Source organism: Pyrococcus horikoshii OT3, from assembly GCF_000011105.1.
In the GTDB taxonomy this organism is placed as follows: Archaea; Methanobacteriota_B; Thermococci; order Thermococcales; family Thermococcaceae; genus Pyrococcus; species Pyrococcus horikoshii.
On the sequence record NC_000961.1, the window covers coordinates 1,306,808 to 1,330,734 of the forward strand.

The 23,927-nt window shown below is 41.4% G+C and carries 26 protein-coding genes, 4 tRNA genes and 1 other RNA gene; 16 read left to right on the plus strand and 15 right to left on the minus strand.

The features are described from left to right. Positions 1 to 5: 5 nt before the first annotated feature. Positions 6 to 284: a DUF3213 domain-containing protein gene (locus tag PH_RS06890; RefSeq protein ID WP_048053397.1), complete on the plus strand. Its 279-nt coding sequence runs from the start codon at positions 6 to 8 to the stop codon at positions 282 to 284. On the opposite strand, the gene PH_RS06895 is transcribed toward PH_RS06890, so the two are convergent. Continuing rightward, the gene (locus tag PH_RS06895; RefSeq protein WP_048053398.1) at positions 273 to 1,187 is read right to left on the minus strand and encodes a carbohydrate kinase family protein; all 915 of its coding nucleotides are present in this window, start codon (positions 1,185 to 1,187) and stop codon (positions 273 to 275) included. The two genes, PH_RS06890 and PH_RS06895, sit on opposite strands and share 12 nt — an antisense overlap. A 54-nt stretch (positions 1,188 to 1,241) precedes the next feature. Here PH_RS06895 and PH_RS06900 point away from each other — a divergent pair, with 54 nt between their 5' ends. The 5 genes from PH_RS06900 to PH_RS06920 are packed head-to-tail and all read left to right on the plus strand — an operon-like array spanning position 1,242 to position 8,346. Further along, positions 1,242 to 2,693, plus strand: coding sequence for an L-fucose/L-arabinose isomerase family protein (locus tag PH_RS06900; RefSeq protein ID WP_010885544.1), 1,452 nt, complete (start codon positions 1,242 to 1,244; stop codon positions 2,691 to 2,693). Positions 2,694 to 2,733: 40 nt separating this feature from the next. Beyond that, entirely contained in the window at positions 2,734 to 4,050 is a 1,317-nt protein-coding gene (gatD, locus tag PH_RS06905; protein WP_010885545.1) for a Glu-tRNA(Gln) amidotransferase subunit GatD, read from the plus strand. Positions 4,051 to 4,055: 5 nt separating this feature from the next. Continuing rightward, positions 4,056 to 5,954 (plus strand): Glu-tRNA(Gln) amidotransferase subunit GatE, encoded by a 1,899-nt coding sequence (gene gatE / locus PH_RS06910; RefSeq protein ID WP_048053399.1) that lies wholly within the window; start codon positions 4,056 to 4,058, stop codon positions 5,952 to 5,954. Beyond that, positions 5,951 to 7,903 (plus strand): ribosome rescue protein RqcH, encoded by a 1,953-nt coding sequence (gene rqcH, locus PH_RS06915; protein ID WP_010885547.1) that lies wholly within the window; start codon positions 5,951 to 5,953, stop codon positions 7,901 to 7,903. The genes gatE and rqcH overlap by 4 nt, the downstream gene beginning before the upstream one ends. Continuing rightward, the gene (locus PH_RS06920; protein WP_010885548.1) at positions 7,900 to 8,346 is read left to right on the plus strand and encodes a hypothetical protein; all 447 of its coding nucleotides are present in this window, start codon (positions 7,900 to 7,902) and stop codon (positions 8,344 to 8,346) included. The genes rqcH and PH_RS06920 overlap by 4 nt, the downstream gene beginning before the upstream one ends. Here the strand turns inward: PH_RS06920 and PH_RS06925 are convergent. Beyond that, positions 8,343 to 9,176: an SPL family radical SAM protein gene (locus PH_RS06925; RefSeq protein ID WP_010885549.1), complete on the minus strand. Its 834-nt coding sequence runs from the start codon at positions 9,174 to 9,176 to the stop codon at positions 8,343 to 8,345. The genes PH_RS06920 and PH_RS06925 overlap by 4 nt on opposite strands. Before the next feature lie 60 nt (positions 9,177 to 9,236). Here PH_RS06925 and PH_RS06930 point away from each other — a divergent pair, with 60 nt between their 5' ends. Both PH_RS06930 and PH_RS06935 read left to right on the plus strand, forming a co-directional pair. After that, entirely contained in the window at positions 9,237 to 9,671 is a 435-nt protein-coding gene (locus PH_RS06930) for an OsmC family protein (protein ID WP_048053598.1), read from the plus strand. A gap of 66 nt (positions 9,672 to 9,737) precedes the next feature. Continuing rightward, positions 9,738 to 10,517 carry a 4-phosphopantoate--beta-alanine ligase gene (locus tag PH_RS06935; RefSeq protein ID WP_048053400.1) on the plus strand — a complete coding sequence of 260 codons (780 nt, stop codon included), beginning with the start codon at positions 9,738 to 9,740 and terminating at the stop codon, positions 10,515 to 10,517. On the opposite strand, the gene PH_RS06940 is transcribed toward PH_RS06935, so the two are convergent. From PH_RS06940 to PH_RS06955, 4 genes are read right to left on the minus strand one after another with little or no spacing between them, the layout of a single operon-like run. After that, a complete protein-coding gene (locus PH_RS06940; protein WP_048053401.1) occupies positions 10,514 to 11,233 on the minus strand; it encodes a helix-turn-helix domain-containing protein in 720 nt (239 codons plus the stop codon). The genes PH_RS06935 and PH_RS06940 overlap by 4 nt on opposite strands. 51 nt (positions 11,234 to 11,284) lie before the next feature. Next, entirely contained in the window at positions 11,285 to 11,848 is a 564-nt protein-coding gene (udg, locus tag PH_RS06945; protein ID WP_048053599.1) for a type-4 uracil-DNA glycosylase, read from the minus strand. A gap of 26 nt (positions 11,849 to 11,874) precedes the next feature. Continuing rightward, entirely contained in the window at positions 11,875 to 12,234 is a 360-nt protein-coding gene (locus PH_RS06950; RefSeq protein WP_010885554.1) for a hypothetical protein, read from the minus strand. A gap of 4 nt (positions 12,235 to 12,238) precedes the next feature. After that, positions 12,239 to 13,042, minus strand: coding sequence for a sugar phosphate isomerase/epimerase family protein (locus PH_RS06955; RefSeq protein WP_010885555.1), 804 nt, complete (start codon positions 13,040 to 13,042; stop codon positions 12,239 to 12,241). A gap of 73 nt (positions 13,043 to 13,115) precedes the next feature. On the opposite strand from PH_RS06955, the gene PH_RS06960 reads away from it, so the two are divergent. From PH_RS06960 to PH_RS06970, 3 genes are all read left to right on the plus strand, one after another. Then, positions 13,116 to 13,224, plus strand: a tRNA-Met gene (locus PH_RS06960). 57 nt (positions 13,225 to 13,281) lie between these two features. Further along, positions 13,282 to 14,322, plus strand: coding sequence for an NAD(P)-dependent glycerol-1-phosphate dehydrogenase (locus tag PH_RS06965; protein WP_173026598.1), 1,041 nt, complete (start codon positions 13,282 to 13,284; stop codon positions 14,320 to 14,322). Between the two features lie 13 nt (positions 14,323 to 14,335). Next, entirely contained in the window at positions 14,336 to 14,764 is a 429-nt protein-coding gene (locus tag PH_RS06970) for a UPF0179 family protein (protein WP_010885557.1), read from the plus strand. A gap of 1 nt (position 14,765) precedes the next feature. Here the strand turns inward: PH_RS06970 and PH_RS06975 are convergent, their stop codons facing one another. From PH_RS06975 to PH_RS06985, 3 genes are read right to left on the minus strand one after another with little or no spacing between them, the layout of a single operon-like run. After that, positions 14,766 to 16,655 (minus strand): arginine--tRNA ligase, encoded by a 1,890-nt coding sequence (locus PH_RS06975; RefSeq protein WP_010885558.1) that lies wholly within the window; start codon positions 16,653 to 16,655, stop codon positions 14,766 to 14,768. A gap of 11 nt (positions 16,656 to 16,666) precedes the next feature. Beyond that, positions 16,667 to 17,737, minus strand: coding sequence for an mRNA surveillance protein pelota (locus PH_RS06980; protein ID WP_010885559.1), 1,071 nt, complete (start codon positions 17,735 to 17,737; stop codon positions 16,667 to 16,669). Positions 17,738 to 17,746: 9 nt separating this feature from the next. Further along, positions 17,747 to 18,109 (minus strand): ribonuclease P protein component 2, encoded by a 363-nt coding sequence (locus PH_RS06985; protein ID WP_010885560.1) that lies wholly within the window; start codon positions 18,107 to 18,109, stop codon positions 17,747 to 17,749. Positions 18,110 to 18,266: 157 nt separating this feature from the next. Here PH_RS06985 and PH_RS06990 point away from each other — a divergent pair, with 157 nt between their 5' ends. Further along, positions 18,267 to 19,169 (plus strand): transcription initiation factor IIB, encoded by a 903-nt coding sequence (locus tag PH_RS06990; RefSeq protein WP_010885561.1) that lies wholly within the window; start codon positions 18,267 to 18,269, stop codon positions 19,167 to 19,169. 33 nt (positions 19,170 to 19,202) lie between these two features. Here PH_RS06990 and PH_RS06995 read toward each other — a convergent pair. The 3 genes from PH_RS06995 to tuf all read right to left on the minus strand — a co-directional run bounded on the left by PH_RS06995 (position 19,203) and on the right by tuf (position 20,963). Further along, positions 19,203 to 19,289, minus strand: a tRNA-Ser gene (locus tag PH_RS06995). 42 nt (positions 19,290 to 19,331) lie between these two features. Next, entirely contained in the window at positions 19,332 to 19,640 is a 309-nt protein-coding gene (gene rpsJ, locus PH_RS07000; RefSeq protein ID WP_010885562.1) for a 30S ribosomal protein S10, read from the minus strand. A gap of 36 nt (positions 19,641 to 19,676) precedes the next feature. Continuing rightward, positions 19,677 to 20,963, minus strand: a complete 1,287-nt coding sequence (gene tuf, locus PH_RS07005) for a translation elongation factor EF-1 subunit alpha (protein ID WP_010885563.1) — start codon at positions 20,961 to 20,963, stop codon at positions 19,677 to 19,679. A gap of 281 nt (positions 20,964 to 21,244) precedes the next feature. Between tuf and PH_RS07010 the strand changes: the two genes are divergently transcribed. Next, positions 21,245 to 21,994 carry a lipoate--protein ligase family protein gene (locus tag PH_RS07010; protein ID WP_010885565.1) on the plus strand — a complete coding sequence of 250 codons (750 nt, stop codon included), beginning with the start codon at positions 21,245 to 21,247 and terminating at the stop codon, positions 21,992 to 21,994. 23 nt (positions 21,995 to 22,017) lie between these two features. Here PH_RS07010 and PH_RS09610 read toward each other — a convergent pair. Further along, an RNA gene (locus tag PH_RS09610) (C/D box small nucleolar RNA) lies at positions 22,018 to 22,073 on the minus strand. A 93-nt stretch (positions 22,074 to 22,166) separates the two neighbouring features. Here PH_RS09610 and PH_RS07015 point away from each other — a divergent pair. Further along, positions 22,167 to 22,586 carry a M67 family metallopeptidase gene (locus PH_RS07015; RefSeq protein WP_048053403.1) on the plus strand — a complete coding sequence of 140 codons (420 nt, stop codon included), beginning with the start codon at positions 22,167 to 22,169 and terminating at the stop codon, positions 22,584 to 22,586. On the opposite strand, the gene PH_RS07020 is transcribed toward PH_RS07015, so the two are convergent. Then, positions 22,558 to 22,791: a hypothetical protein gene (locus PH_RS07020; RefSeq protein WP_048053404.1), complete on the minus strand. Its 234-nt coding sequence runs from the start codon at positions 22,789 to 22,791 to the stop codon at positions 22,558 to 22,560. The two genes, PH_RS07015 and PH_RS07020, sit on opposite strands and share 29 nt — an antisense overlap. A gap of 118 nt (positions 22,792 to 22,909) precedes the next feature. On the opposite strand from PH_RS07020, the gene PH_RS07025 reads away from it, so the two are divergent. Then, positions 22,910 to 22,985 (plus strand) — tRNA-Asn (locus PH_RS07025). Positions 22,986 to 22,994: 9 nt separating this feature from the next. Further along, positions 22,995 to 23,072 (plus strand) — tRNA-Ile (locus PH_RS07030). A 3-nt stretch (positions 23,073 to 23,075) separates the two neighbouring features. Here PH_RS07030 and PH_RS07035 read toward each other — a convergent pair. Further along, a complete protein-coding gene (locus PH_RS07035; RefSeq protein ID WP_048053600.1) occupies positions 23,076 to 23,903 on the minus strand; it encodes a DMT family transporter in 828 nt (275 codons plus the stop codon). Positions 23,904 to 23,927 lie beyond the last annotated feature (24 nt).

The window sequence follows — 23,927 nt, forward strand, 5'->3', positions numbered from 1 at the left end:
AGGAGATGAAGGAAGTAACAATAAGACTAGATGGAATAACTCACGAAGATGCAATGGCCCTCCAATATGAGCTTGCAAAAAATGACTCAGTATACAGGACGTTCATAAACCCCTACCAAAAAATAGCTAAAATAGTATTTGATGAAAAGGGGATAAAGCTAGAGGAGATAATGAAGCTCCTCGAGAAGTTTAATCCTAGAATAAGTGAAGAAAAGGAGATCACAGTTGAGGAAGTTATAGAAAATAGCATGAGTTGGAAGAATATAATAAAGTCAAGGAGCTAGAACTTCCCTCGCCTCTTTATATTTTAATAGTTCATCTTTTCTTGGAGTGCTCCACGCCCCCCGTTTTTGAGTTGACAAAGCAGCAACAAGGTTTGCAAATTTACCGAGTTTTAATAGATCAAGCCCTTTCAACTTTAGAATTCCGACAAGTAAAGCGGCCATGAATGCATCTCCCGCTCCAGTCGTGTCGAGGGGATTAACATTATAGGAAGGAACATCAACGACTGTTTCATTCTTTATTAACCTACATCCCTTAGGACCCAGGGTTATGGCCGTCAGCATACTTCCCTTGACCTCAACCCCTTGGTTCTCTAGGTATAAGACTTCCTCTTCACTGGCCTTTACAATGTCTGCTAGCTTTATTGATTCCTCAAGCACTTTTATCATTTCCTCTTCTTGTCCTCTCCATAAATCCAGCCTTAAATTTACATCAAAAGCTATGAGAGAAGACCCTTTTATCTTCTTAATGACCTTCATTACTGTCTCCCTGCTTGGATTCCTAGCTAGAATTACAGATCCAAAATTTACGATCTTAGCTTCCTCCACAATATCCCAGTTGATATCATTCAGGGTCATGTTGAAATAGGCGACATCATCATACAATAAAAAGCTAGGAGACGCACCCTTTAGCTGGACGAACACTATTCCAGTATGTTTTTTCTCATCTTTTACTATTCCCCTTGTATCCACGTTTTCTTTAGATAATTCTTCAATTAAGTACTCGCCGAAAGGATCATTACCAACTTTACTTATAAGGGAAGACTTAACCCCAAGTCTAGAAACACCAACGGCAACGTTGGCTGGGGCCCCTCCAGGATGTTTTTCAAAGAGCCTAACATCCTTCAAGTCACCCTCTTCAACAGATATCAAGTCAATTAGGAGCTCTCCAATTGAAGCTATCATCCCAAACACCAAATTCATTAAAAGCTTTCAAGTTTATAAGTCAAGGGGGTACCTATGATTGGAGTTGCTTCTTTTACGGATCCTAGGGAAACTGCATTATCTAGCGAAAGAGAGGAAGCCATTAAGGAAAAGCATGAAAAATTAGTTAAAGAATTAAGTAAAGAGTTTGAAGTCCTGGACATAAACGCCAGGTTGGGAAAATATTCTAAGGATGTATTCGGGATTAACAGTGTAGATGAGGCGATTAAAGCAGGAAGAATAGCGAAATCAGAGGGATTGAGCGGAGTGATCCTAGGTCTCTGGCACTGGACTGAAAGCAACTTAGTTACATACTTCATAAGGGAAGCAGAGGTTCCAATACTTCTTTACACGGATGGCGATCCTAACTGGGCGGGGGCAACATGTGTGACTTCTGTCGGCGCTTCACTCTGGGAGACATCTGTAAATGAATATGCAAAGAGACACTGTAGGGTAATAGACGATATAGAATTAGTAAAATCGTGGATAAGAGCTAGTGAAGCCGTAAAAGTGCTTTCCGAAGGGAGTTTGCTACTCTTTGGGGGAACTTACACTCTTGGAATGGAGCATTTGATGGATGACTTACCAGGATTGAAGAGTTTCGTTGGAGATTTCATAATGCTCGACCAATATACAATAATAAAGGAAGGGGAAAGCGTAAACGAGGAACAGGTTAATGAGTTTTACGAATGGTTGATCAAAAATACGAATGTAAAATTTGACGGAAAGATGCTAACACCTGAGGTTCTAAGAAAACAGATAAGATTATACTTGGGAGCTAAAAAGATCTTAGAAAGCAGAAAAGAGAATATCATTGGAGTTTCTATAAAGTGCCAACCTGAGCTAAGCGAGGTATATGGTGTAACTGCATGCACAATTCCAGCTCTATTCCCCTTCGACCAAGATGCATTCGGTAAAAAGCCGGTAATTCCCACAACCTGTGAAGGGGATATAAAGGGAACAATAACATCAGCTCTCCTCTATTATCTAAGCGGTAAACCACCACTTTTCGGTGACATAAAGTATATCGATGATGACATAGTAATAATAGCTAATTGTGGTGCCTCATCACTCTACTATGCCAAATTGAGCGAAGATCCATACGAAAATCTAAGATCGGTAACTATTCAAGGTCAATGCCAAGGTAAAAGCGGAGGAGCTTTCACTTACAGAACGCCACCAGGAGAGTTTACGGTTGCTAGGTTGATAAGGAGGGATGGAAAGTACTACCTTCTCTATTTCTTTGCAGAAGGTGTGGAAATTAGTGAAGAGATAGAGAACAAGCTTAAGTGGGGTAAGCAGTGGCCCCACACAGCGATAAGAAATCCATTGGATAAGCAGGAATTCATAAACGTCATGGGAGCAAATCACCTCTCCCTTATTCCAGGAGATTACACCCAGGAACTTGAATTTGTTGCAAAGATATGGGGAATTGAAGGGGTAAATCTAAATGACCTCTTAGATGTGAAAAAGTTCCTTGGTAGTTAAGGTTTATATCCCCTCTCTTAACATTTTTCTGGGGGTATTCATGAGAGTGGAGGAATTCTTGAAAGAAAAGAACATCAACATTGGCGACTTCATAAGGGTGATAAAGGAAGAAGACGGAGAAGAGGTAATTTATGAAGGTTATGTAATGCCTCCATACGAGTTATCCCCAGGAGATACCCTCGTTTTAAAACTCGAAAATGGATACAACATTGGAATAGCCCTCAGCAAGATCAGGAGGGTAGAGGTAATTGAGAGAGCGAAAGTTAAACCTGAAATACACTTTGAAGCATTTATAGAGGGAAAACCTCACCTTCCCGACGTAACGATAATAGGAACGGGGGGAACGATAGCCAGTAGAATTGATTACGAAACGGGAGCGGTTTATCCAGCCTTTACCGCTGAGGAGCTTGCAAAAGCTGTTCCAGAAATCTTTGAAATAGCAAATATTAAGCCTAAGCTACTCTTTAACATCTTCAGCGAGGATATGAAGCCAAAACATTGGATTAAAATAGCCCATGAAGTCGCTAAATCCTTAAATTCTGGGGATTCAGGAGTCGTAGTTGCCCACGGGACTGATACAATGGGATATACCGCAGCGGCTTTAAGCTTCATGCTAAGGGATTTAGGAAAGCCCGTCATCTTAGTTGGAGCTCAGAGAAGTTCCGATAGACCCAGTAGTGATGCTGCAATGAATTTGATATGCTCAGTGAGGATGTCCACAAGCGACGTTGCGGAAGTGATGGTGGTTATGCATGGGGAAACCGGGGATACCTACTGTCTAGCTCACAGGGGAACTAAAGTTAGAAAGATGCATACGAGCAGAAGAGATGCTTTTAGAAGTATAAACGATGTCCCGATAGCAAAGGTTTGGCCAAATGGTAAGATAGAGTTCCTCAGGGATGATTACAGAAGAAGATCAGACAGTGAGGTATGGGTGGATGATAAGCTTGAAGAAAAGGTAGCACTTGTCAAGGTATATCCTGGGATTTCATCCGAGATAATAGAGTTCTTCATAGATAAAGGATACAGGGGGATAGTTATCGAGGGAACTGGATTGGGCCATACACCAAATGACATCATCCCATCAATTCAAAGGGCTACTGAAGAAGGAATCGCCGTATGTATGACGAGCCAATGCATCTACGGTAGGGTGAACTTAAATGTTTACGCAACGGGAAGAAGATTGCTAAAGGCTGGAGTTATTCCCTGCGAGGATATGCTACCAGAGACGGCATACGTAAAGCTCATGTGGGTCCTCGGGCACACGCAGGATCTTGAGGAAGTTAGGAGGATGATGTTAACTAACTATGCTGGAGAAATTACTCCCTATACTAGGTTTGACACTTACCTGAGGTGATGCAAATGAGTGATAAATTCAACTATGAGGAGCTCGGACTTAAAGTTGGGCTTGAAATTCACAGACAACTTGACACCAAAAAGTTATTCTCCCCTGTTCCCACTAAATTTAGCGACGAAGTTGATTTTACCTTTCAAAGAAGGTTAAGACCTACGATGAGCGAGCTCGGTGAGGTAGATCCAGCAGCCTTGGAAGAATTCAAGAAGGGAAGAGTTTTCATATATGAAGGAAATTATCAGCTAACTGATCTAGTCTACATGGATGAAGAACCCCCAAGAGGGCCGGATAAAGAAGCCTTAGAGGTTGCCCTTCAGATAGCTTACCTGCTTAATGCGAAGCCAGTAGATGAAGTGTACTACATGAGGAAGATAGTCATAGATGGTTCTAACGTTTCAGGCTTTCAAAGGACGGCCATAATTGCTACAGATGGTAAAGTTGAAACTCCCTGGGGAACCGTTGGTATACCTACGATCTGCCTTGAAGAAGATGCGGCAAGGATTATAGAGAGAAAGGAAAAGGAAGTTATTTACCGCTTAGACAGGCTTGGAGTTCCTTTAGTGGAGATAAGCACAACCCCAGATATACATCATCCTGAACAAGCTAAAGTTGTTGCTAAGTTCATAGGAGATGCACTGAGGGCAACAAGAAAAGTCAAACGTGGGCTTGGGACGATAAGACAAGATTTGAACGTTTCAATAAAAGGTGGTGCAAGGATAGAGATAAAAGGCGTCCAGGAGTTAGACATGATACCGTTGATAATCGAGAGGGAAGTCGAGAGACAGCTTAATCTCCTCAAGATAAGGGATGAACTCCAGAGGAGAGGCGTTAGACCAGAGGATATAAAAGAGGAGTTCTACGACGTGACGGATGTGTTCACAAACACTAAATCTAAGATCATAGCAAGGGCCATTAAGAAGGGAGGAAAAGTCCTGGCAATAAAACTTCCAAAGTTTAGAGGATTAATTGGGAGAGAGATCCAGCCAGGAAGGAGGTTAGGGACTGAGTTTGCTGATAGGGCAAGGAAGTACGTCCCAGGAATATTCCATATCGATGAGTTGCCCAACTATGGAATTACCCAAGAAGAAGTTAACGAAGTCATTAAAAGATTAGGACTAGGGGAAGAGGATGCATTCGTTTTAGTTGCGGCCGAGGAAGAAAGGGCCAAAAATGCATTGAGGGAGGTAATTAAGAGGGCAAAGGAAGCCATAATTGGAGTTCCTGAAGAAACGAGGAGAGCTCTTCCAGATGGAAATACAGAGTACATGAGGCCACTCCCAGGAAAAGCCAGAATGTACCCAGAAACCGATATACCACCAATTAGAATTCCCGATGAGCTGAAGAGGAAGATAAAGGAGAACTTACCTGAGCTTCCCCAGGTAAAGGTTGAAAAGTACGTAAGGGAGTATAAACTTGATAGAAGTCTCGCTCAAACGTTGGTTGACGATGAAAGGGATGAACTATTTGAAGAGCTTGTACAAATGGGAGTTAAGCCCTCACTAGCAGCCTCGATACTAGTCGTCGTGCTCAAGGGGCTTAGAAAGGAGGTACCAATAGAGAATATCAGTGATGAGCATATAAAGGAAGCGTTTTCCCTTTACTTAGAGGGTAAAATAGCCAAGGAAGCTTTTGAAGAGATATTTAAAGAGATCGCAAGGAATCCAAACAAGACTGCGAGGCAAATAGCAGAAGAAAAAGGACTAACGCTTCTCAGTGAAGATGAAGTAAGGAAGATAATAGATGAAGTTATAGAGCAAAACATTGAAGTTGTTAAGAACAAGGGAATGGGAGCTATGGGATTGATTATGGGAAGGGTAATGGCCAAGGTAAGAGGAAAAGCAGATGGAAAGCTAGTTAGTCAAATAGTCAAGAAGAGGCTCCAGGAAATAGTGGGAGGGGGAGTATGAAGGAAGAAATGAGTAGCGTGGATATAAGGTACATAGTAGAAGAACTAAAATCAGAAATCATCGGTGCTAGAGTTGATAAAGTCTACCACGAAGGTGACGAAGTTAGGATAAAGTTACACAAAACGGGAGAAGGGAGGAAAGACCTAATAATAGAGGCCGGAAAGAGGATACACCTGACAAGTTACATCAAGGAATCCTCCTCTCAACCCTCTTCTTTTGCCATGCTCTTAAGAAAACACATTAGTGGAAACTTTGTGGAAGATATAGAGCAGCATGACTTCGACAGGATAGTTAAGATAAAAATAGGAAAATTCAAGATAATAGCTGAACTGTTTAAGAAGGGGAACGTAGTTTTCGTCACCGAAGATAACATTATCCTCGGTGCTATAAGATATGAAGAGTTCAAGGATAGGGTCATAAAACCAAAACATGAGTACAAATATCCGCCCGCAAGGGAAAATCCCCTAGAAGTTTCCTGGGATAGGTTCGTTGAGCTAATTATGGGAGAGGATACAGAAATAGTCAGAGCCCTTGCAAGAAGACTCAACATGGGAGGACTATACGCTGAAGAGATACTTCTCAGGGCCGGAATCGATAAGAGGAAGAATACCAGGGAGCTCACAAAGGAGGAGCTCAGAACAATCTATGATAAGATGAAAGAAGTCTTCACAGCACCAAAAAAGCCCAATATAGTATATAAGGACGGTAAAATGGTAGATGTAGTCCCAATAGATTTGAAGTGGTATGAAGGCTATGAAAAGGTCTACTTTGAAACCTTTAGTCAAGCACTCGATGAGTACTTTGGAAAGTTAACTATTGAAAAGGCGAAAGCTGAAAAAACAAAAAAGCTCGAAGAAAAAAGAAAACAGTTACTTGCAACACTAAAGAGACAGGAAGAGATGATAAAAGGATTTGAAAAGGAACTTAAGAAAAATCAGGAAATAGGAAACCTGATCTATGCTAACTACACATTAATAGATGGGCTACTAAGAGAATTTTCGAAGGCCGTGAAGAATCTAGGATGGGATGAATTTAAGAAAAGGATAGAAGAAGGAAAGAAAAAGGGAAACAAAATAGCTCTAATGGTGAAGGGAATAGAACCTGAAAGTAACTCGATAACGGTTGAAATAGAGGGAAAGAGAGTTAAGCTTTACCTTGATAAGGATCTAAATGAGAATGCCGAGATTTATTATGAGAAAGCTAAGAAGGCCAAGCATAAGCTTGAAGGAGCTAGAAAAGCTTACGAAGATCTTAAGAGAAAATTAGAGAGTATAGAAAGGGAAATTGAAGAAGAGGAGAAAAAAATTCAGGTAAAGAAAATTGAGAAAAGGAAGAAAAAGTGGTTTGAGAAGTTTAGGTGGTTCATAAGCAGTGAGGGCTTCCTGGTTATAGGTGGAAAAGATGCAACCACGAACGAAATCGTTGTTAGGAAATACCTCGAAGAAAATGACCTCTATTGTCATGCAGATATCTGGGGGGCTCCCCATGTTGTCATAAAGGATGGGCAAAAAGCCGGTGAAAAGACTATATTTGAGGCATGTCAATTTGCAGTTTCAATGAGTAGGGCCTGGAGTGAAGGTTTGTACTCGGCCGATGCGTACTGGGTCTATCCGAATCAAGTAAAAAAGCAAGCCCCAAGCGGTGAATTTCTTCCAAAAGGTGCATTTATGGTTTATGGAAAAAGGAACTGGATGTACGGGATACCTTTGAAGCTAGCGGTTGGAATAATAAATTACGAGGGAGAGGATCTCGTAATGTGTGGGCCGGTTGATGCACTAAAAACCCATGCTAAAAGGTACATAGTCATAAGGCCGGGGGATACAAAGAAGAGCGAGTTAGTCAAGAAAATCAAGAAGATATTTGAGAAGTGGGGGTATAAGGTTCCAGAAGAAGACATAATGTCAGTTCTACCTCCCGGAGAGGGGGATATAGCGGAGGTGGTTGAATGAAAGATATGCTACCCCTCTACTCCCTAGCTCGAGAACTGGCTAGAGATCTAGTGTTTGAAGTAGATGATGAAGTTGTCACCCTCTCAATAAGGGGTGTTCTAATAGCGAAGATAAACTCTAACTCATATAACTTCTCATTTTTCGAGGTCTCTGAGGACGAGTTTATACTTGCACTTCAAACATCCGGTTACATCGTCTACCTCGGAATAGAGAGTGACAATGAGATTTCGGAAGATGCCTACTCATCGATCGGGAGAATCCTAATATCAGAGCTAATGCCGTATGTAAACTTGCTAGTAGAGAAAGCAAAGAGCATTGGATACTCAGGGGTAGATATACTGCTTGACGATGATATGTCACCAACGCTAAAAGAGGCCATGTATGAAATATTGATAAAACATAGGAGAGGAAAAACACCTTACGAGCAGTTCGAAATAGCCTAAGGAACTAAATGAGAGCCATCACAAGTTGGATATGAGTAATAACCTTCCCTACATGAGCCAAAAGTAATACCCTTCCCTTCGATAATTTTCCTTGCCTCATTAAGAATTCTAAATCTCATATCCTTCCTAAGGTATGCGTACCCCTCATATCTTTCCGTATACAAAGGTTCTAGCTTTTTCATTAACTCAGGAAACTTTGCCCTCATCCTAGCTTTGATATCAGGTCTTAACTTTAGCGTTGAAACGGTTATATGACTTACGAAACTTAAAGCATCGACGGTCTTCCTAAAATCCTCCCAAGTATAGAAAGGTATTATAGGATCTACCCTTGCGTAAACGGGAATACCTTCTTTCTTGGCTTTTTTTAAAGCCCTTATTCTATCCTTTGGCAGAGGTGCATTTGGCTCTAAGAGCTTTGCCTTACGCTCATCAATGGTAGTTACCGTAACCCCAACGGCACACCTTAACTCTTTAAGGATGTCAATATCCCTCTCGAATATGTCAGATTTCGTTAAGATAAGGCACCTTACATCGTATCTCCTAAAAAGCTCCAAAACTTTTCTGGTAATTCCGAGTTCCTTTTCTATCGTTGGATACGGATCGGAAGAATACGACATCGCAATTATATACCTCTTATCAAATTTCCTCAATTCCCTTTCAACTTGAATTAACAGGTTTTTCTTTGGTCTAACCTTAAATGCATTAGGAATATAACTTGTTATATAGCAATAGACGCAGGCGTGGTCACAACCAGTATATGGATTTAATGTATACTTGAAGGGACACGTGCAGAGTTTTGACTTCCAGGGATCAAATGGCCGTATGTACATTTCAGTATTACCTAATTAAGAAGGTATATAAGGATTAATAAGACCCTCGTGACGGGTGAAATCGTGACGGTTGTAAAAGGGAAGGTAAGGTGGGTTGAAGGAGAGCAATTTATCGGAAGAATAGAAGGGGATAAATGTTCAGTAATACTCGGAGAGGGCGGTATAAGCCCAATGAAGCTCTTACTTTTAAGTGTTGCAGGGTGTACAAGCTATGACGTAGTTATGATATTAAAGAAGATGAGGGAACCAATTAAAGGCTTAGAAGTCGAGATTGAAGGAGTAAGAAGGGAGGAGCACCCAAGAATCTATAAGGAGGTCACGATCCATTACAAGATATATGGAAACGTAAACGAGAAAAAGGCAAGAAGGGCGATAGAACTAAGCCAAGAAAAATATTGCTCAGCATCCGCTCACTTGAAGTTAAGTGGAACAGATGTTAAATATACCCTCGAGGTAATCCGGGATGATGAACCTCCATCCCAACTGAATAAATGATGAATGCACATCAGGCTGACATTACCTTTTTACATCTATCCTTTCCATTTCTTTAGGGGATCGAAGATGGTGAAAATTCCAAAGAGTCACCCTAGGTATTGGAGTTTACTATACAGGGAGAAGATAATTAGAGGAATGGAAGAAGGAATAACGGCCAAAGCAGGATTAATAGCCCATGGTAGAGGGGAAGCCTTTGATTATTTGATAGGAGAAAGGACTATTCCTCCCGCAGAGGAAGCTATGAAAGTTGCCGTTGCCAAGTTATTACTAGCTAACCACCCTGTAATCTCCGTAAATGGGAACGTTGCAGCACTAGTGCCTCGTGAAACCGTGGAGCTTGCGAAAGTTACTAGAGCAAAACTGGAGGTTAATCTATTTTATAGAACCGAAGAAAGGGTAAAAAAAATAGCAGAAGTGTTAAAAAAAACTGGCGCTAAGGAAGTTCTAGGACTTAATCCTACCAAGAGAATTCCTGGGCTGGAGAGTGAGAGGGGAAAAGTTGAAGAAGATGGGATATGGAAAGCAGATGTTGTTCTCGTTCCACTTGAAGATGGAGATAGAACTGAAGCTCTTGTCAGAATGGGAAAATTCGTTATAACCGTTGACCTTAATCCCCTCTCAAGATCCGCAAGGATGGCTAATGTAACGATAGTGGATAACATAATAAGGGCGTACCCTAGGATGATCGAGCTCGCCAAAGAGATGAGGGATTACTCTAGAGAAGAGCTGGAAGAAATAGTCAATAACTATGATAATAATAAAATTCTAAGTGAGGTTTTACTTCATATTAGAAGAAGATTGGAAGAGTTGGCTAAAGAGGGGATTTGGAGGAAAGAAAAAATCTAGATACTGGTAACTAACCTTCTAAGCCCGGTTATCAATTCAGTTTCATTTTCGGCCTTTGAAACAACCAAAGGTACCCTCTCCTTTTCTGCAATTTTTACCGCTAATTCATCAAGCCTTTTAACGCCATGTAATACCACCATGGCCGGCTTTAAACCCTGTACCCTTACAGCTATCATTGGACTCCTACCGGTAGTGACCTTAGTAAAAACAAGGGCCCTTTCGGTTGTCCAACCGTAGAGTTTTAAGAATTCCTCGGCAGACATTTCCAGTATCGCCTGAATACTGTCGACGACTGTATATCCGTATATTTTTCTATCGATTAGATCCGGATTTGCAACTATTTCTCCCTTAACAGCATCTACTATATCTTTAACAGTAACTGGGATATCAAATTCCCTTATGTCAAGTATGGCACTTGTTGGAATCTCACTACTAAACGTCCTACTGAATGCTTTGATTACGTTCCCACCCCTTTTCTCATCGATTTCTATTAAAGCTTCAACAAATTTCCTTATTGTGGAAGCTCCTGGACTCTTTCTTCTTCCCCCTTCATAATCACTAATTACCGAGGAGGAAACACCAAGATAGTCAGCTAATTCAGTCTGACTAATTCCAAATATTTCCCTCCATTTTCTCATTGTCTTCCCAGGGTCTGGAGAGAGGACTATTTCACCAGCTATCCTTTTAGCTAAAATCTCCTTTTCTTTTTCAAACATGTTTATATTTACCACCAAAAGAGAATATAAATGTTTCGGCAATTGCCTAAATCATGAACTTAAGAGGGATTTGAGTTTCTTAAAGTCCTCCTCAAGTTCTCTCCTCAATTGTGGCCTATAAAGGGCCACTGCAGGATGATACATTGGAACGATGTAGATCTTCCCAAACAGAGTTCTTGCTTCAAAAACCCTTCCATGGATCTTACTTATCGGCTCAACGTTGAATCCATACTTCTTCATTATGTATGCTGTGGAGAATCTTCCCAGGGTTACTATTACCTTGGGCTTTATTATATCTATCTGGGCATCTAAATAAGGAGCACAGGCTTTAATTTCTTCCTCAGTTGGATCCCTATTGTTGGGAGGTCTGCACTTTACGATGTTCGTTATATAGACTTCAGATCTCTTTAGGCCAATGAGCTTTAACAGTTCATCCAGAACCTTTCCAGCTTTTCCAACGAATGGTAAACCCATTTGATCTTCCCAATACCCTGGGGCTTCTCCTACGAACATTATTTTAGTATCATAACTTCCATCCCCAGGAACTGGATTAGTCCTAACTTCCCAAAGAGGGCACTTCTTGCATTTCCTTATCTTCTCTTCAAGCTTTTTCATTAATTCCTCCTTTGAAGGCACAGAGATCACCTTTTCACTGGAAGTCTAGCTTGGGATAGGTATGCCTGAAGAAGTTCAACCCAAGCTGTATAGTAACCCCTCTCATAGTCATCCCTAAACTCCTGCTCCTTAACCTCCTCAAACCTATTTAGCAATTCTTCGATCTCCTTGGGATCGGGATCGTTCAGGAGTCTAAATATCAGCGAATCGTTGTCATTATCTTTTATGGCACTCATAAACCCATTTATTGCTTTTAAGTATCCCCTCCCCCACTCATCATCTTTCACGAGTTTAGATAGCTTTTCTAAATGTGACTTTGCTTTATCGAAATCTCTCCTGAGTAAAGCCCTCAGAAACATCTCCATCCTCATCTCGCGTGCTGGCATGAGTTCACCTCCTTAATCTTTCTATTAACTCGCTTTTGGGAGGTAAATTCGCAAATACCTTGGGATCCTTAACTTTCAGTAATATCGGAACATCATCAAATAACTTCAATATCTTCCCAAATGGGATCTTTCCCTCCCCTGGCAATAAGTGCAGATCTCCTACCCCATAAGCTAAAGCATCTTCAGGTTCAACTTGAGGAAACATCTTCCCAAAGTTATCATGCACCAACAACAATATTGTCTTCTCTATTCCAAGCTTCACATCCTCTAGAAGCTTGTTTTCATCACCCTGGGCGCTTAAGAAGGCATGAGCAACATCTAGTGCAAACCCAACATTATCCCTATTAACGTTGTCTATTACATATAGCGTATCTTTCACGCTGAACGTATTCTCAAGAGCTATTTTTATATCAAATTTATTCGCTGTATCCGCTAAGCTCCTTATTGCATCTATCTCTAAATCAAGCCTTCCAGTCTTTCCACTTTGCATGACTATTATCTTTGCCCCAAGTTTTATTGCGACGTCAAGTATGGCCTTTGCAACCTTAAAATGTCTTGAGTAGTATATACTATCCCTCAGATTCAGAGAGACGGGCATTCTAATTATATAATCTATCCCAACCCCCTTAAGCACAATCTCAACTTCCTTAAGGGCTGATTCTATTACCGTACCATTCCTAATTAAGCCTAGAGCGTGGGGAAATATCTGAACAAAGTCATAATCCTTAATCTTTACATTTGCAAGTATCGAAGGTAATGTTTTTCCCTCCTTAATAAAATGGGGGTAGATGCTAACCCCAACCTTCATTCTTGATACCTCCTTAAAACTCCCTTAAGCGAAAGACTTAAAAGTCTTCCGTGAATGACTAATTCCAGGCAGTGCCGGGGTAGCTTAGCCTGGTCAAAGCGCCCGGCTCATAGGGCTGCTCCCCGTGAGGGGGAGCCTGAGAAACCGGGAGATCCGGGGTTCGAAGCCCCGCCCCGGCACCATACTATTCTAAGCATAAGAGATTTTAAGGTGTTTAACGTAAGATGAGGCGAGGTAAGATGCACCTAATGGAATTTCCACGAGAAGTCATTCTTGGAAAAAATCTAATCCAGGAAATTAATAATGTAATTAAGAGACTCAAACTCGGTTCTCCTGGATTAGTAGTTTATGGTCCAATAACGAAAAAGATAGCAGGTTCAAATGTTGAGAAGATAGTAAAAGAGGAATTTGAAGTTTATTCCATTACCGTTAAAGAAGCTCACATAAATGAGGTTGAGAGGGTAATCAGTAAAATAAGAGATAAAGGCATTAAATGGGCAATTGCAGTTGGAGGGGGAAGTATAATAGATGTTACAAAGCTGGCAAGTTTTAAGATGGGAATTCCATTCATAAGTTTTCCAACCACCGCATCACACGATGGTATAGCAAGCGCTAATGCATCCATTAAAGGCTTAAACGTTAAAACATCAATAAAGGCTAAACCTCCAATAGCCGTCATTGCAGATATAGATGTAATAAAAACGGCCCCAAAAAGATACCTAGCCGCTGGAGTTGGAGATATCGTAAGTAATATAACCGCAGTAAGGGATTGGAAACTTGCACATAAGCTTAAAGGGGAATACTTCAGTGAATATGCCGCTTCACTAAGCTTGATGAGTGCAAAGATGGTTATCCGGGATGCCGAGATAATTAGACTTGGACAGGATGAGGGAATTAGAAAGGTTGTCAAGGCTCTAATATCAAGTGGAGTTGCCATGAGCATAGCTGGCTCCTCAAGACCCGCAAGCGGTGCTGAGCATTTATTCAGCCATGCCCTAGATATGCTGTTAGATAAACCGGCCCTCCATGGAGAGCAAACAGGCATTGGAACCATAATTATGGCATATCTTCATGGGATCAACTGGAAGAAAATAAGGGATACATTGAAGATAGTTGGGGCTCCAACGACAGCTTACGAACTAGGTATAGATCCCGAGATTATAATAGAAGCTCTAACGATAGCCCATACAATTAGGCCAGAGAGATATACAATCCTGGGTAAGGAAGGCATAACTAGAGAGGCCGCTGAAAAGGCTGCTAAAATAACGGGTGTAATTTGAAGGAGGTGTTATTATGGTGATTACGTTAGTTGGAGAAAAACTTGCAAAGCCCGGGCTTGAATTCATATATTATGGCCCTGGAGAACCCTGCAAAACATGTAGACTCGCTAGAGTATGCATAGGAAATCTGGAACCTGGGAGAAGGTATAAAATTGTGAGAGTTAGAAATATAGAGCATCCATGTCCACTACACGAAGGTAAAGTCCGAGTAGTTGAAGTAGTTGAACCCGCAATAGAGGTTCTCATGGAACCAAGATATGCGATAGTTGGGAGTAAGATTAAGCTTAGCTTCGTCGAATGCAACGACGATGACAAGGCTGAGTTAGTGAGGCCAGAGGGGCTCTTTGAAGGAGATCTAGTGAAGATACTTGAAATAGTTGATGATGTTGAGTGCGGAGGAAGGAAATATAAATTAGTTAAGGTGATGAGGGAAAAGGGCTGAACTACATCCTTTCAGGAGCCTCAATTCCCATGAGGTACAGAGCATTCTTTAGAACCTGCTCTACGGCCATTACCAATAGAAGCCTCGCCTCCCTTACCCCTTCTTCGGCCTTCAATACGGGATGATCCATGTAGAACTTATTGAATAGGGATGCCAATTCATTAGCAAACCATGCAATTAAGTGGGGTTTAACATCCTTACCAGCCTGCTCAACGATTCTTGGAAACTTTGAGAGCATTATTACCAATTCCCTCTCCCTCTCACTTAACTTTGTAAAGTCAGCATTCTTAAACAAAGTTTCTGGGTCAACTTTTATACCCTCTTCCTCGGCCTTCCTCAAAATTGAAGAGCATCTGGCATGGGCATACTGGATGTAAGGAGCGCTTTCCCCTTCAAAGTTGAGAACATCCTCCCACCTAAATATGATCTTCTTATCCGGACTGTATTTTATTAAATTGTACCTTATAGCACCAATGCCAACCTTTTCCGCTACTTCCGCTTTTTCCTCATCAGATAGGGCTGGGTTCTTTTCTTCAATTAATTCCCTCGCCCTTTTTACGGCTTCTTGAATAACTTCATCGACGGTGAATCCAACCCAAGTCCCCTTCCTTCCGGAGAATTTCCCTTCAGGCCTCTCAACGTGCTCATAAGCTAAGTGATATAGATTAGCAGCCGCATCTTCAAAGCCCAGCAACTGGAGAGCATATTTAATTGCAAGCTGTGGATGCTTTTGCTCAGCCCCTATAACGTTTATAACGATATTTGCGTTTCCAAATTTGTTTGGCATGCTTTTACCATCCGGGGCCGTTGTCCAGGTAGTCGAATCCCATTCCTTGTAAAGTAAATCGACATCTATTTTTCCAAACTTCCATAGATGGTATGCAATATCTTTCCCAGTATACGTAGCGGTACCATCGCTTCTCCTCAATACAAGAATAGGATTCTTCATATCTGGAAAGAGCTTCCTTAAATCCATGACAAAAGCTCCCCGATATTTGCCATCTGATGGGATATAGAAGTTCTCGTTTTTGCTTAGTAGTTCAAGTGCTATCTCAAATAGCTTCCTTCTAACTATATCACTCTCCCACACTAGGAGATCATATTTGACTCCCAGCTTATACGTGGTAACCATCTGAGCTCTAACGACCTCTTCAGCTAGCTTCCTTCCATATAATTCTCCACTTTCTAGTTTTTTCATAATATCCCTTATCTCGTTTTCAAGCTCTGGATTATCCTCTAATCTACGGTTAACCTCCACGTACAGCAGTCCAAGGGCATGATCAATCGGATTATCCTTAAGTCCTCTTTCTCTGAGTTCATTCATTATCCTCTCAAACTCTTCCTTCAGCCTCAAGTATCCCCAATATACCTGGGCAAATTGAATCCCTAGGTCGTCTATATAATTTTGGACTTCCACCTCGTATCCAAGGAACCTTAGAATTCTAGCCATTACATCTCCTAAGATTGCATTCCTTGCATGCCCCATGTGAAGGGGCTTAGTGGGATTTACTGAGGTATGCTCAACTATCACCTTTTTTCCCTTGCCAATTTCACTACTCCCAAACCTATCCCCCTTTGCTAAGATATCGTTAATTAGGATCCTTGCGAAGTGGGGGTAATCAATAAATACGTTTATATACCCATTCACGGCCTTAACATCCTTTATTCCTTCTGGAAGGTTGAGTTTTAGCTTTTCAACTATTTTCTCCGCAATCTCAATTGGAGGTCTTTTTAGTAATTTAGCGAGCTTAAAGGCAATTGGGGTGCCAAAATCACCAAGCTTTGGGTCTGGGGTTTCTTTAAGTTCAATTTCCCCCTCCCATTGAGGGGCAATTTCTTTAATTATCTCCTCGATCCTCTCCTTAACGCTCTCCCTTATCTCCATAAGCATTCAAAACCCCCCTACTTTATTTTAAATCTCAAAATTCCAGCTATCCCACCGAGTGCCTTAAGCTTCTCTCCTCCTTCATGTTCAGAGCTAACTACAACTACCTTTGACCTTAGGCTTCTAGCTAACTCCATAAGTTCCTCGACCTTTTCTCTATTATCCCCCTTTAATAGTTCGTCCAAAACGAGCAATATTTCTACGGCCCCATAATTCACCGCTTCCTCAACCTCCTTCATTCCATAGGCAACGGGCTCATCCTTAGCTATTCTTTCAATAACCTTTTCAACAAGTTTTATCTCATTAGCTATCCTACTCTCAGAGTAGACTTTATCTACGGTTCCCCTTTTAATAACCTCATAGATCCCTACCCTTCCTCCCATGCTAGTATCATCTAAAACTATTTTAGAGGCAAGATCTGGATAATTCTCTTTTAAAAACTTGTAGAAATCCTCTTTATAGAACCCAGGGCCTGCTACTATTGCTCTTTGAATGTTTTCTCTGCTCATAACATCTTTCATTGTCTTTGCGACATCATGGAAAAACTTCCTCTCTTCATCCTCCCTTTTAATATTGTACCTTTTTCCCCCAAGGTTATGTCTTATTGTAGCTATAAAGTCCAACCCATATTCTCTAACGATAGCCATTTCGGCCTCTCCATCTTCGATTGTAACTATCATTACTTTGGCCCTCTTCGAGGCTTCAACTGCTTCTTTTAGTCTCTCAATATAATAGGGTTTCCATCTTTCTTTTTGAAGCGTTATAATTGTCCCAGGTTCAACAGCTATGGTGTGATACTTACCTAGAGGAACATCTTCCCTGCTTGCATAAATTATAGGGCCTGTAACCCTAAGTTGATTTGCAAATTTATGGAAATTTATCTTCTCTACCTTAACACCTAAAAAAACCGGGATCACTTCAACCTTTTCGGGCCTCAAAGAGTCACTTCTTTGAGATTGCTTTCTCAAAGTTTTTGCGTATACTACGTCACCAGGAGTTATAATATGATAAAGATGCCAAAGATCATCCAGTGTTTCAACCTTAATTTTTACCTTCCCCTCCTTAGGTTTTTCTTCTAGTATTTCCATGTTATCACCTCATTTCCACCCATACTTTGCTAAGAATTTTCTTTTTAGTCTTTTTATTGTCCCAGAGACTCCAAGCGTCCTTATAATTAGTCTTTTACCATTGAACTCGGAAACTAGCATCAACGCAAATCTAAGGTACTCAACGTACTCTCGATCACATCTAACTATACCAGTCTTCGTGTTAGGATCAAATTTTATAAGCCAAGGTTTAACGATAGCAGTACCTGTTTCACCAAGTACCTCTAAAGAGCTTTTCCATATGAGCTCTTTAACTTCATCTTTTGTAAAATCACCATCACTAATTATTTCAAATGCAATGTATCTATTCTTATCTCTAAGGGTTGGAGGAAGAGTTTTTAGCTTTCTCATCACACCAAGAGTTAGAGGCTAATCTATTAACTTTTCTCCCAGGAAGTCATCAAAAACCTCATTAATTCTAACTCTAGATAGTAACACAAAAGGTTTATATACCTTTCGGTATTCGTAGTTATATTGAGGGGGTTCTTAGACCGCCGGCGGGGGTGTGTAGGTGACTAAGCAAAAAGTTTGTCCCGTTTGTGGATCAACGGAATTTATTTATGACCCTGAAAGGGGTGAAATAGTCTGCGCACGCTGTGGTTACGTTATTGAGGAAAATATAATAGACATGGGACCAGAATGGCGTGCTTTTGACGCTTCTCAGAGGGAAAAGAGATCCAGGACTGGGGCTCCTGAGAGCATACTATTACACGATAAGGGACTTTCAACCGACATAGGAATAGACAGGAGCCTAACCGGATTGATGAGGGAGAAAATGTATAGGCTCAGGAAGTGGCAATCGAGGCTTAGGGTTAGTGATGCAGCTGAGAGAAATTTAGCGTTTGCATTGAGTGAGTTGGACAGAATAACTGCTCAATTAAAATTGCCAAAGCACGTTGAGGAAGAAGCTGCTAGATTGTATAGGGAGGCCGTGAGAAAGGGATTAATTAGAGGAAGATCAATTGAAAGCGTGATTGCAGCTTGTGTTTACGCCGCATGTAGATTATTAAAGGTTCCTAGAACATTAGATGAAATTTCAGATATAGCTAGAGTTGAAAAGAAGGAAATTGGAAGGAGTTATCGTTTCATTGCTAGGAATCTAAATCTAACTCCCAAAAAACTATTTGTCAAACCAACGGATTATGTAAATAAATTTGCGGATGAACTTGGACTCAGTGAGAAAGTCAGAAGGAGGGCCATAGAAATTTTGGAAGAGGCCTATCGGAGAGGACTAACTAGTGGAAAAAGTCCGGCAGGATTAGTAGCTGCAGCCCTATACATAGCATCTCTTCTTGAAGGAGAAAAGAGAACTCAGAGAGAGGTCGCAGAAGTTGCTAGGGTTACCGAGGTAACTGTAAGAAACAGATACAAGGAACTCGTAGAAAAGTTAGGGATAAAGGTGCCTATTACCTAAGTTTCCTTTTTATTTTATTTAATTTAAAGGGATTGGCGCCGGGGCGGGGATTTGAACCCCGGTGGGCAAACGCCCACGGGCTCTCCAGGCCCGCGCCTTCCCAGGCTAGGCTACCCCGGCATCCAATATATAAATTGAGAACAAGCAATATAAGGGTTTAGGTCATGATATTAATTCAATTTCAATTGTAACATCTTCTGGAACACGAATCCTCATGATTTGCCTCATAGCTCTCTCATCGGCCTCAATATCAATTAACCTCTTATGAATCCTAAGTTCCCATCTGTCAAATGTTGCAGAGCCTTCTCCATCCGGACTCTTCCTCGTGACTATCCTAATTCTCTTGGTGGGGAGGGGTATTGGACCACTCATTCTAACGCCCGTTCTCTCAGCAATCTGCCTAATTTGATTTGCAACCTCCTCAAGAGACCTAACATTTGTACTTGCAAGTTTAATTCTTGCTTTTTGCATTTAAATCACCCCAAGAATTAAAGAAAAGGGAAGAAATCACTCACCCTTCTGAATAGATATTACCATACCAGCAGCTATTGTCATACCCATATCTCTAATGGCAAATCTACCGAGCTGTGGAATCTCCTTGACGGGCTCAAGGACTACTGGCTTCATTGGTCTGAGGACAACGATAGCTGAATCACCGGTCTTAATGAACTGCGGGTTCTCCTCGACGATGTTACCAGTTCTTGGGTCGACCTTGGCTAAGATCTGCTCGAATCTAACTGGAATCTGAGCGGTGTGTGCGTGCAAGACTGGGCTGTAACCAACTGTAATTGCGGTTGGGTGGTTAAGGACTATGATCTGGGCCTTGAATGTATCCTTGGTTCTGACTACTGTTGGTGGCTTGTCGGTGTGTCCAGCAACGTCACCTCTCTTGATATCGTTCTTGCTTACACCTCTAACGTTGAATCCTATGTTGTCGCCAGGAAGAGCCTCCTGGAGGGGCTCGTGGTGCATCTCAATGCTCTTAACTTCACCCTGTATTGGCTTGTGGAAGATCGTTGATGCTGGCTCAAAGATTACAACGTCTCCAACCTTGAGCTTACCAGTCTCAACTCTTCCAACTGGGACGGTACCGACACCCTTAATTGAGTACACATCCTGGATGGGTATTCTGAGCGGCTTGTCGATGGGCTTCTCGGGTTCCGGAATCTGGTCAAGAGCTTCAATTAGAGTTGGACCATTGTACCAAGGCATCTTGTCGCTCTTCTTGACGACGTTGTCACCGTTCCAAGCACTCGTTGGAATAACTGGGAAGTCCTTGTAACCAAGGGTCTTGAGAAGCTTCTCAACCTGAGCTTTTACTTTCTCGAAGACCTTCTGGTCATAGTTAACCATATCCATCTTGTTTATTGTAACAATTATGTGCTTGATACCGAGCGTTCTTGCAAGGAAGGCATGCTCCTTAGTCTGTGGCATGACCCCATCAGTAGCTGCAACGACTAGAACTGCAGCATCTGCCTGTGAAGCACCGGTGATCATGTTCTTAACGAAGTCCCTGTGACCAGGAGCATCGATGATGGTAATGTACCTGTGTGGAGTTTCAAACTTGGTGTGAGCAACATCGATCGTAATACCTCTTTCTCTCTCTTCCTTAAGCCTATCCATGACCCAAGCGAACTTGAAGGACTTACCCTTTTCGCCCATCTCCTCGAACTTCTTGATGATTGTCTCTGGAATGTTCCCAGTATCATAAAGGAGCCTTCCGATTGTCGTGCTCTTTCCGTGGTCTACGTGCCCGATAAACACGATGTTAACGTGGGGCTTCTCCTTTGGCATCTTGAATCACCTCCAAATTTTTGCCTAACCCTACTTTTGAGGAGATCTTTTAAAACTTTCGGATCTCGGCTTCCTTCGGCGGGAAACCCGCCAAACTGAAGGAAGCCTCATTTTCCCTGTTTGAAGTTAAGGGAGGAGTTTAAAAATTTAACTAATTCTTAAGGCTCAGCGGTGACCACTTTCATCATTCTTCAGACAAGACCGATCTCCTCATCGCCTTGACGAATTCTCCTAAATCAATTTTAAAATATACCTCCTCTTAAACTCTTAGGGGGTTGAACATGAGATTTATTCCTTTAATAGTGGCCAGACCAGAGGTTCAGATGGCTATAGATGAAGCGATACTTATAGCTAGGAGCGAAGGTAGAGTCCCAGATACGGTGAGACTATATGTATTTAAGCCAAGTTCAGTAACCATTGGAAGATTTCAAAGCGTCAGATACGATGTGAACTTAGAGAAAGCTAAAGAACTGGGAATTCCAGTTGTTAGGAGGATTACAGGAGGAGGAAGCGTATTCCATGATGAATATGGAGAAATAACCTATTCAGTTGTGATAAGTGAAGATTACCATCCAATGCTGAAGAACATTCAGGATAGTTATAGATTCTTAGCCGGTCCACTTGTAGATGCTCTTAAAGACCTTGGGATTGAAGCAGAATTTTCCGGGCTCAATGATATAGTTGTTAGGGGGAAGAAGATTAGCGGATCAGCACAGACAAGGAGAAGAGGGATAATTCTTCAGCATGGAACGCTTATGTATGCCACGAGGCTTGAAATCCTTGGAAGTGTACTTAAGGTTTCTAAGGAAAAGCTCAAAGATAAAGGAGTTAAAAGCATATTCGAAAGGGTAACTACGCTTGAGAGGGAAGGTATTAAAGTGGGCAGGAATGAAATGTATGAAGTTTTAAGGAATTCATTCTTCAGGGCATTTCCGCTAGATGAAGGCGAACTGACGGAGTATGAGCTTGAATTAGTAGAAAAGCTAATAGAAGAAAGATACGGAAATGACAAGTGGAACTTCCAAAAATGAGTTTTCCTTGATTCTTTAGCCAACGGTCAGTCCGTCACTCCCTCATCATGTCTCAGCTTAGGCTGAACTCCTCATCCCGATGATAGCTCAGAGATCACCTACCTTCATCATGTTTTCAGTTCGCCCATCACTCATCATCGCCTTTTTAAAACCTTACCCTCAACAGACAAATATGATTTTAGTACTTCCTAAAAACATTATTGAGGAAATAATCACAAGATCCAGGGAAAGTAAGATAGAAATTTGCGGTTTTATATTCGGAACAAAAAATGGAGAGAGGTTCATAGGAAAAGAGGTGGAATTCATTAGAAACAGGTTAAACTCGAGTGTCGAATTTGAGATGGATCCAGAGGAAATGATAAATGCTCTAGAAAGGGCCGAAAGGAAAGGCCTTGAGGTCGTTACAATATTTCACTCTCACTTAAACTGTCCCCCCTATCCGAGTAAGAAGGATATAAAAGGAATGGAAAACTGGAGAATTCCATGGTTAATAGTTAGTTTAAAAGGTGACATGAAAGCCTTTATTTTAAGGAGTAATAATGAGGTAGAAGAGGTCAAAATAATTACACATCCCACCCAAACTCTTCCCTAGCTAACCTAACAAGTTCTTTGAATTCCTCTTTCTTTATATTAACACTACTTGTCGCTCCGACGAGAGCTATTATTCCATGGACTTCTTCTTGAATCTGAATTACGTCATCACTAACTTTTGCAACCCTTAATTCTCTCCTAGCTACCTCATCTTCGCTTATCCTGAACTTATCTTCTCCTATCTTGTAGTACCTTATCTCAGTCATCCCTACCACCTCCATCTAACTTTCTCAAATTTTAGTTACGAAACGGAAAAATATAAAAGTTTGGGAAAAATCAACCGTAATATTTATAAACTTGATACAGTGCTTATCTTTTGGGCGCGCCGCCGTAGCTTAGCTGGTGGAGCGCCGGACTGTTAATCCGGCGGTCCCCGGTTCGAATCCGGGCGGCGGCGCCAAAGAGGAATGGGCCCGTAGCTCAGCCTGGTCAGAGCGCGCGGCTCATAACCGCGTGGTCCGGGGTTCAAATCCCCGCGGGCCCACCAGAATCATCTTCTCGAAAGTGCTATTCCCAGAAGAATTAAGGCTAAGCCCACAATTGTTGAACCTAGTATCTTCTCTCCCACTACTATAGAAATGAAGAGCAGAGATAACACAGGAGTAAGATATATGAGAGATGCAACTTTCCCAGCTTCTTCGCTTTCTAGGGCCTTCAGCCATAAAAGAAAAGTTAACCCCATCTCAAAAGTTCCTACATATATAGCTCCAAGAACTCCATAGGGATCAAATTTTATTCCCTCAATAACTCCAAGGATGGAGATATAAAGAAAGCCAAAGATGAAGTTCCACATCATTTTAACTTCAGCTTTCCTGGGATCCCTAAGGTTAAGTATCCAATATATAGCCCATATTATTGCACTACACAAAGCTAATAGATCCCCCATGGGATTTGCGAAATGCAGAGAAGATAGGTTTCCCCTAGTCCCAACAACCAAAGCTCCTAAAAACCCGATAATAACTCCGAGAAAATCTCTCTCGCTTAACCTCTGTCCAAGGAAAGCTGATGAGAAAATAACGAGGATTATGGGCCATGTATAATTTAGAGCTTGAGCTTCTTGAGCTGGTAAAATGGAATAAGCGCTAAAAAGGACTAAATAGTAAAGGAAGGGATTTATGAAACCAAAGAAAACCGAGTTCAGATTCGCTTTAATCGAGAAGGTTTTAATGTCTTTTAAGTTTGCCAATAGAAATATAACCGTCGATGTAAGGGATGAGTAGAACAGCATACTTATTGTGTCAAGTCTTGAGAGGGTCAACTTAAATGCCGAAGCAACTGTTGACCATAGAAGCACCGCGAGAATAGCATATTTATTCATGGGTTTAACTTTAACCCTCTCCTT

Bases quoted from the DNA above. Each gene is read 5' to 3' on its own strand.
- PH_RS06890 (WP_048053397.1), top strand. From the start codon at position 6: ATGAAGGAAGTAACAATAAGACTAGATGGAATAACTCACGAAGATGCA.
- PH_RS06895 (WP_048053398.1), bottom strand. From the start codon at position 1,187: ATGATAGCTTCAATTGGAGAGCTCCTAATTGACTTGATATCTGTTGAA.
- PH_RS06900 (WP_010885544.1), top strand. From the start codon at position 1,242: ATGATTGGAGTTGCTTCTTTTACGGATCCTAGGGAAACTGCATTATCT.
- gatD (WP_010885545.1), top strand. From the start codon at position 2,734: ATGAGAGTGGAGGAATTCTTGAAAGAAAAGAACATCAACATTGGCGAC.
- gatE (WP_048053399.1), top strand. From the start codon at position 4,056: ATGAGTGATAAATTCAACTATGAGGAGCTCGGACTTAAAGTTGGGCTT.
- rqcH (WP_010885547.1), top strand. From the start codon at position 5,951: ATGAAGGAAGAAATGAGTAGCGTGGATATAAGGTACATAGTAGAAGAA.
- PH_RS06920 (WP_010885548.1), top strand. From the start codon at position 7,900: ATGAAAGATATGCTACCCCTCTACTCCCTAGCTCGAGAACTGGCTAGA.
- PH_RS06925 (WP_010885549.1), bottom strand. From the start codon at position 9,176: ATGTACATACGGCCATTTGATCCCTGGAAGTCAAAACTCTGCACGTGT.
- PH_RS06935 (WP_048053400.1), top strand. From the start codon at position 9,738: ATGGTGAAAATTCCAAAGAGTCACCCTAGGTATTGGAGTTTACTATAC.
- PH_RS06940 (WP_048053401.1), bottom strand. From the start codon at position 11,233: ATGTTTGAAAAAGAAAAGGAGATTTTAGCTAAAAGGATAGCTGGTGAA.
- udg (WP_048053599.1), bottom strand. From the start codon at position 11,848: ATGAAAAAGCTTGAAGAGAAGATAAGGAAATGCAAGAAGTGCCCTCTT.
- PH_RS06950 (WP_010885554.1), bottom strand. From the start codon at position 12,234: ATGCCAGCACGCGAGATGAGGATGGAGATGTTTCTGAGGGCTTTACTC.
- PH_RS06955 (WP_010885555.1), bottom strand. From the start codon at position 13,042: ATGAAGGTTGGGGTTAGCATCTACCCCCATTTTATTAAGGAGGGAAAA.
- PH_RS06965 (WP_173026598.1), top strand. From the start codon at position 13,282: ATGCACCTAATGGAATTTCCACGAGAAGTCATTCTTGGAAAAAATCTA.
- PH_RS06970 (WP_010885557.1), top strand. From the start codon at position 14,336: ATGGTGATTACGTTAGTTGGAGAAAAACTTGCAAAGCCCGGGCTTGAA.
- PH_RS06975 (WP_010885558.1), bottom strand. From the start codon at position 16,655: ATGCTTATGGAGATAAGGGAGAGCGTTAAGGAGAGGATCGAGGAGATA.
- PH_RS06980 (WP_010885559.1), bottom strand. From the start codon at position 17,737: ATGGAAATACTAGAAGAAAAACCTAAGGAGGGGAAGGTAAAAATTAAG.
- rpsJ (WP_010885562.1), bottom strand. From the start codon at position 19,640: ATGCAAAAAGCAAGAATTAAACTTGCAAGTACAAATGTTAGGTCTCTT.
- tuf (WP_010885563.1), bottom strand. From the start codon at position 20,963: ATGCCAAAGGAGAAGCCCCACGTTAACATCGTGTTTATCGGGCACGTA.
- PH_RS07010 (WP_010885565.1), top strand. From the start codon at position 21,245: ATGAGATTTATTCCTTTAATAGTGGCCAGACCAGAGGTTCAGATGGCT.
- PH_RS07015 (WP_048053403.1), top strand. From the start codon at position 22,167: ATGATTTTAGTACTTCCTAAAAACATTATTGAGGAAATAATCACAAGA.
- PH_RS07020 (WP_048053404.1), bottom strand. From the start codon at position 22,791: ATGACTGAGATAAGGTACTACAAGATAGGAGAAGATAAGTTCAGGATA.
- PH_RS07035 (WP_048053600.1), bottom strand. From the start codon at position 23,903: ATGAATAAATATGCTATTCTCGCGGTGCTTCTATGGTCAACAGTTGCT.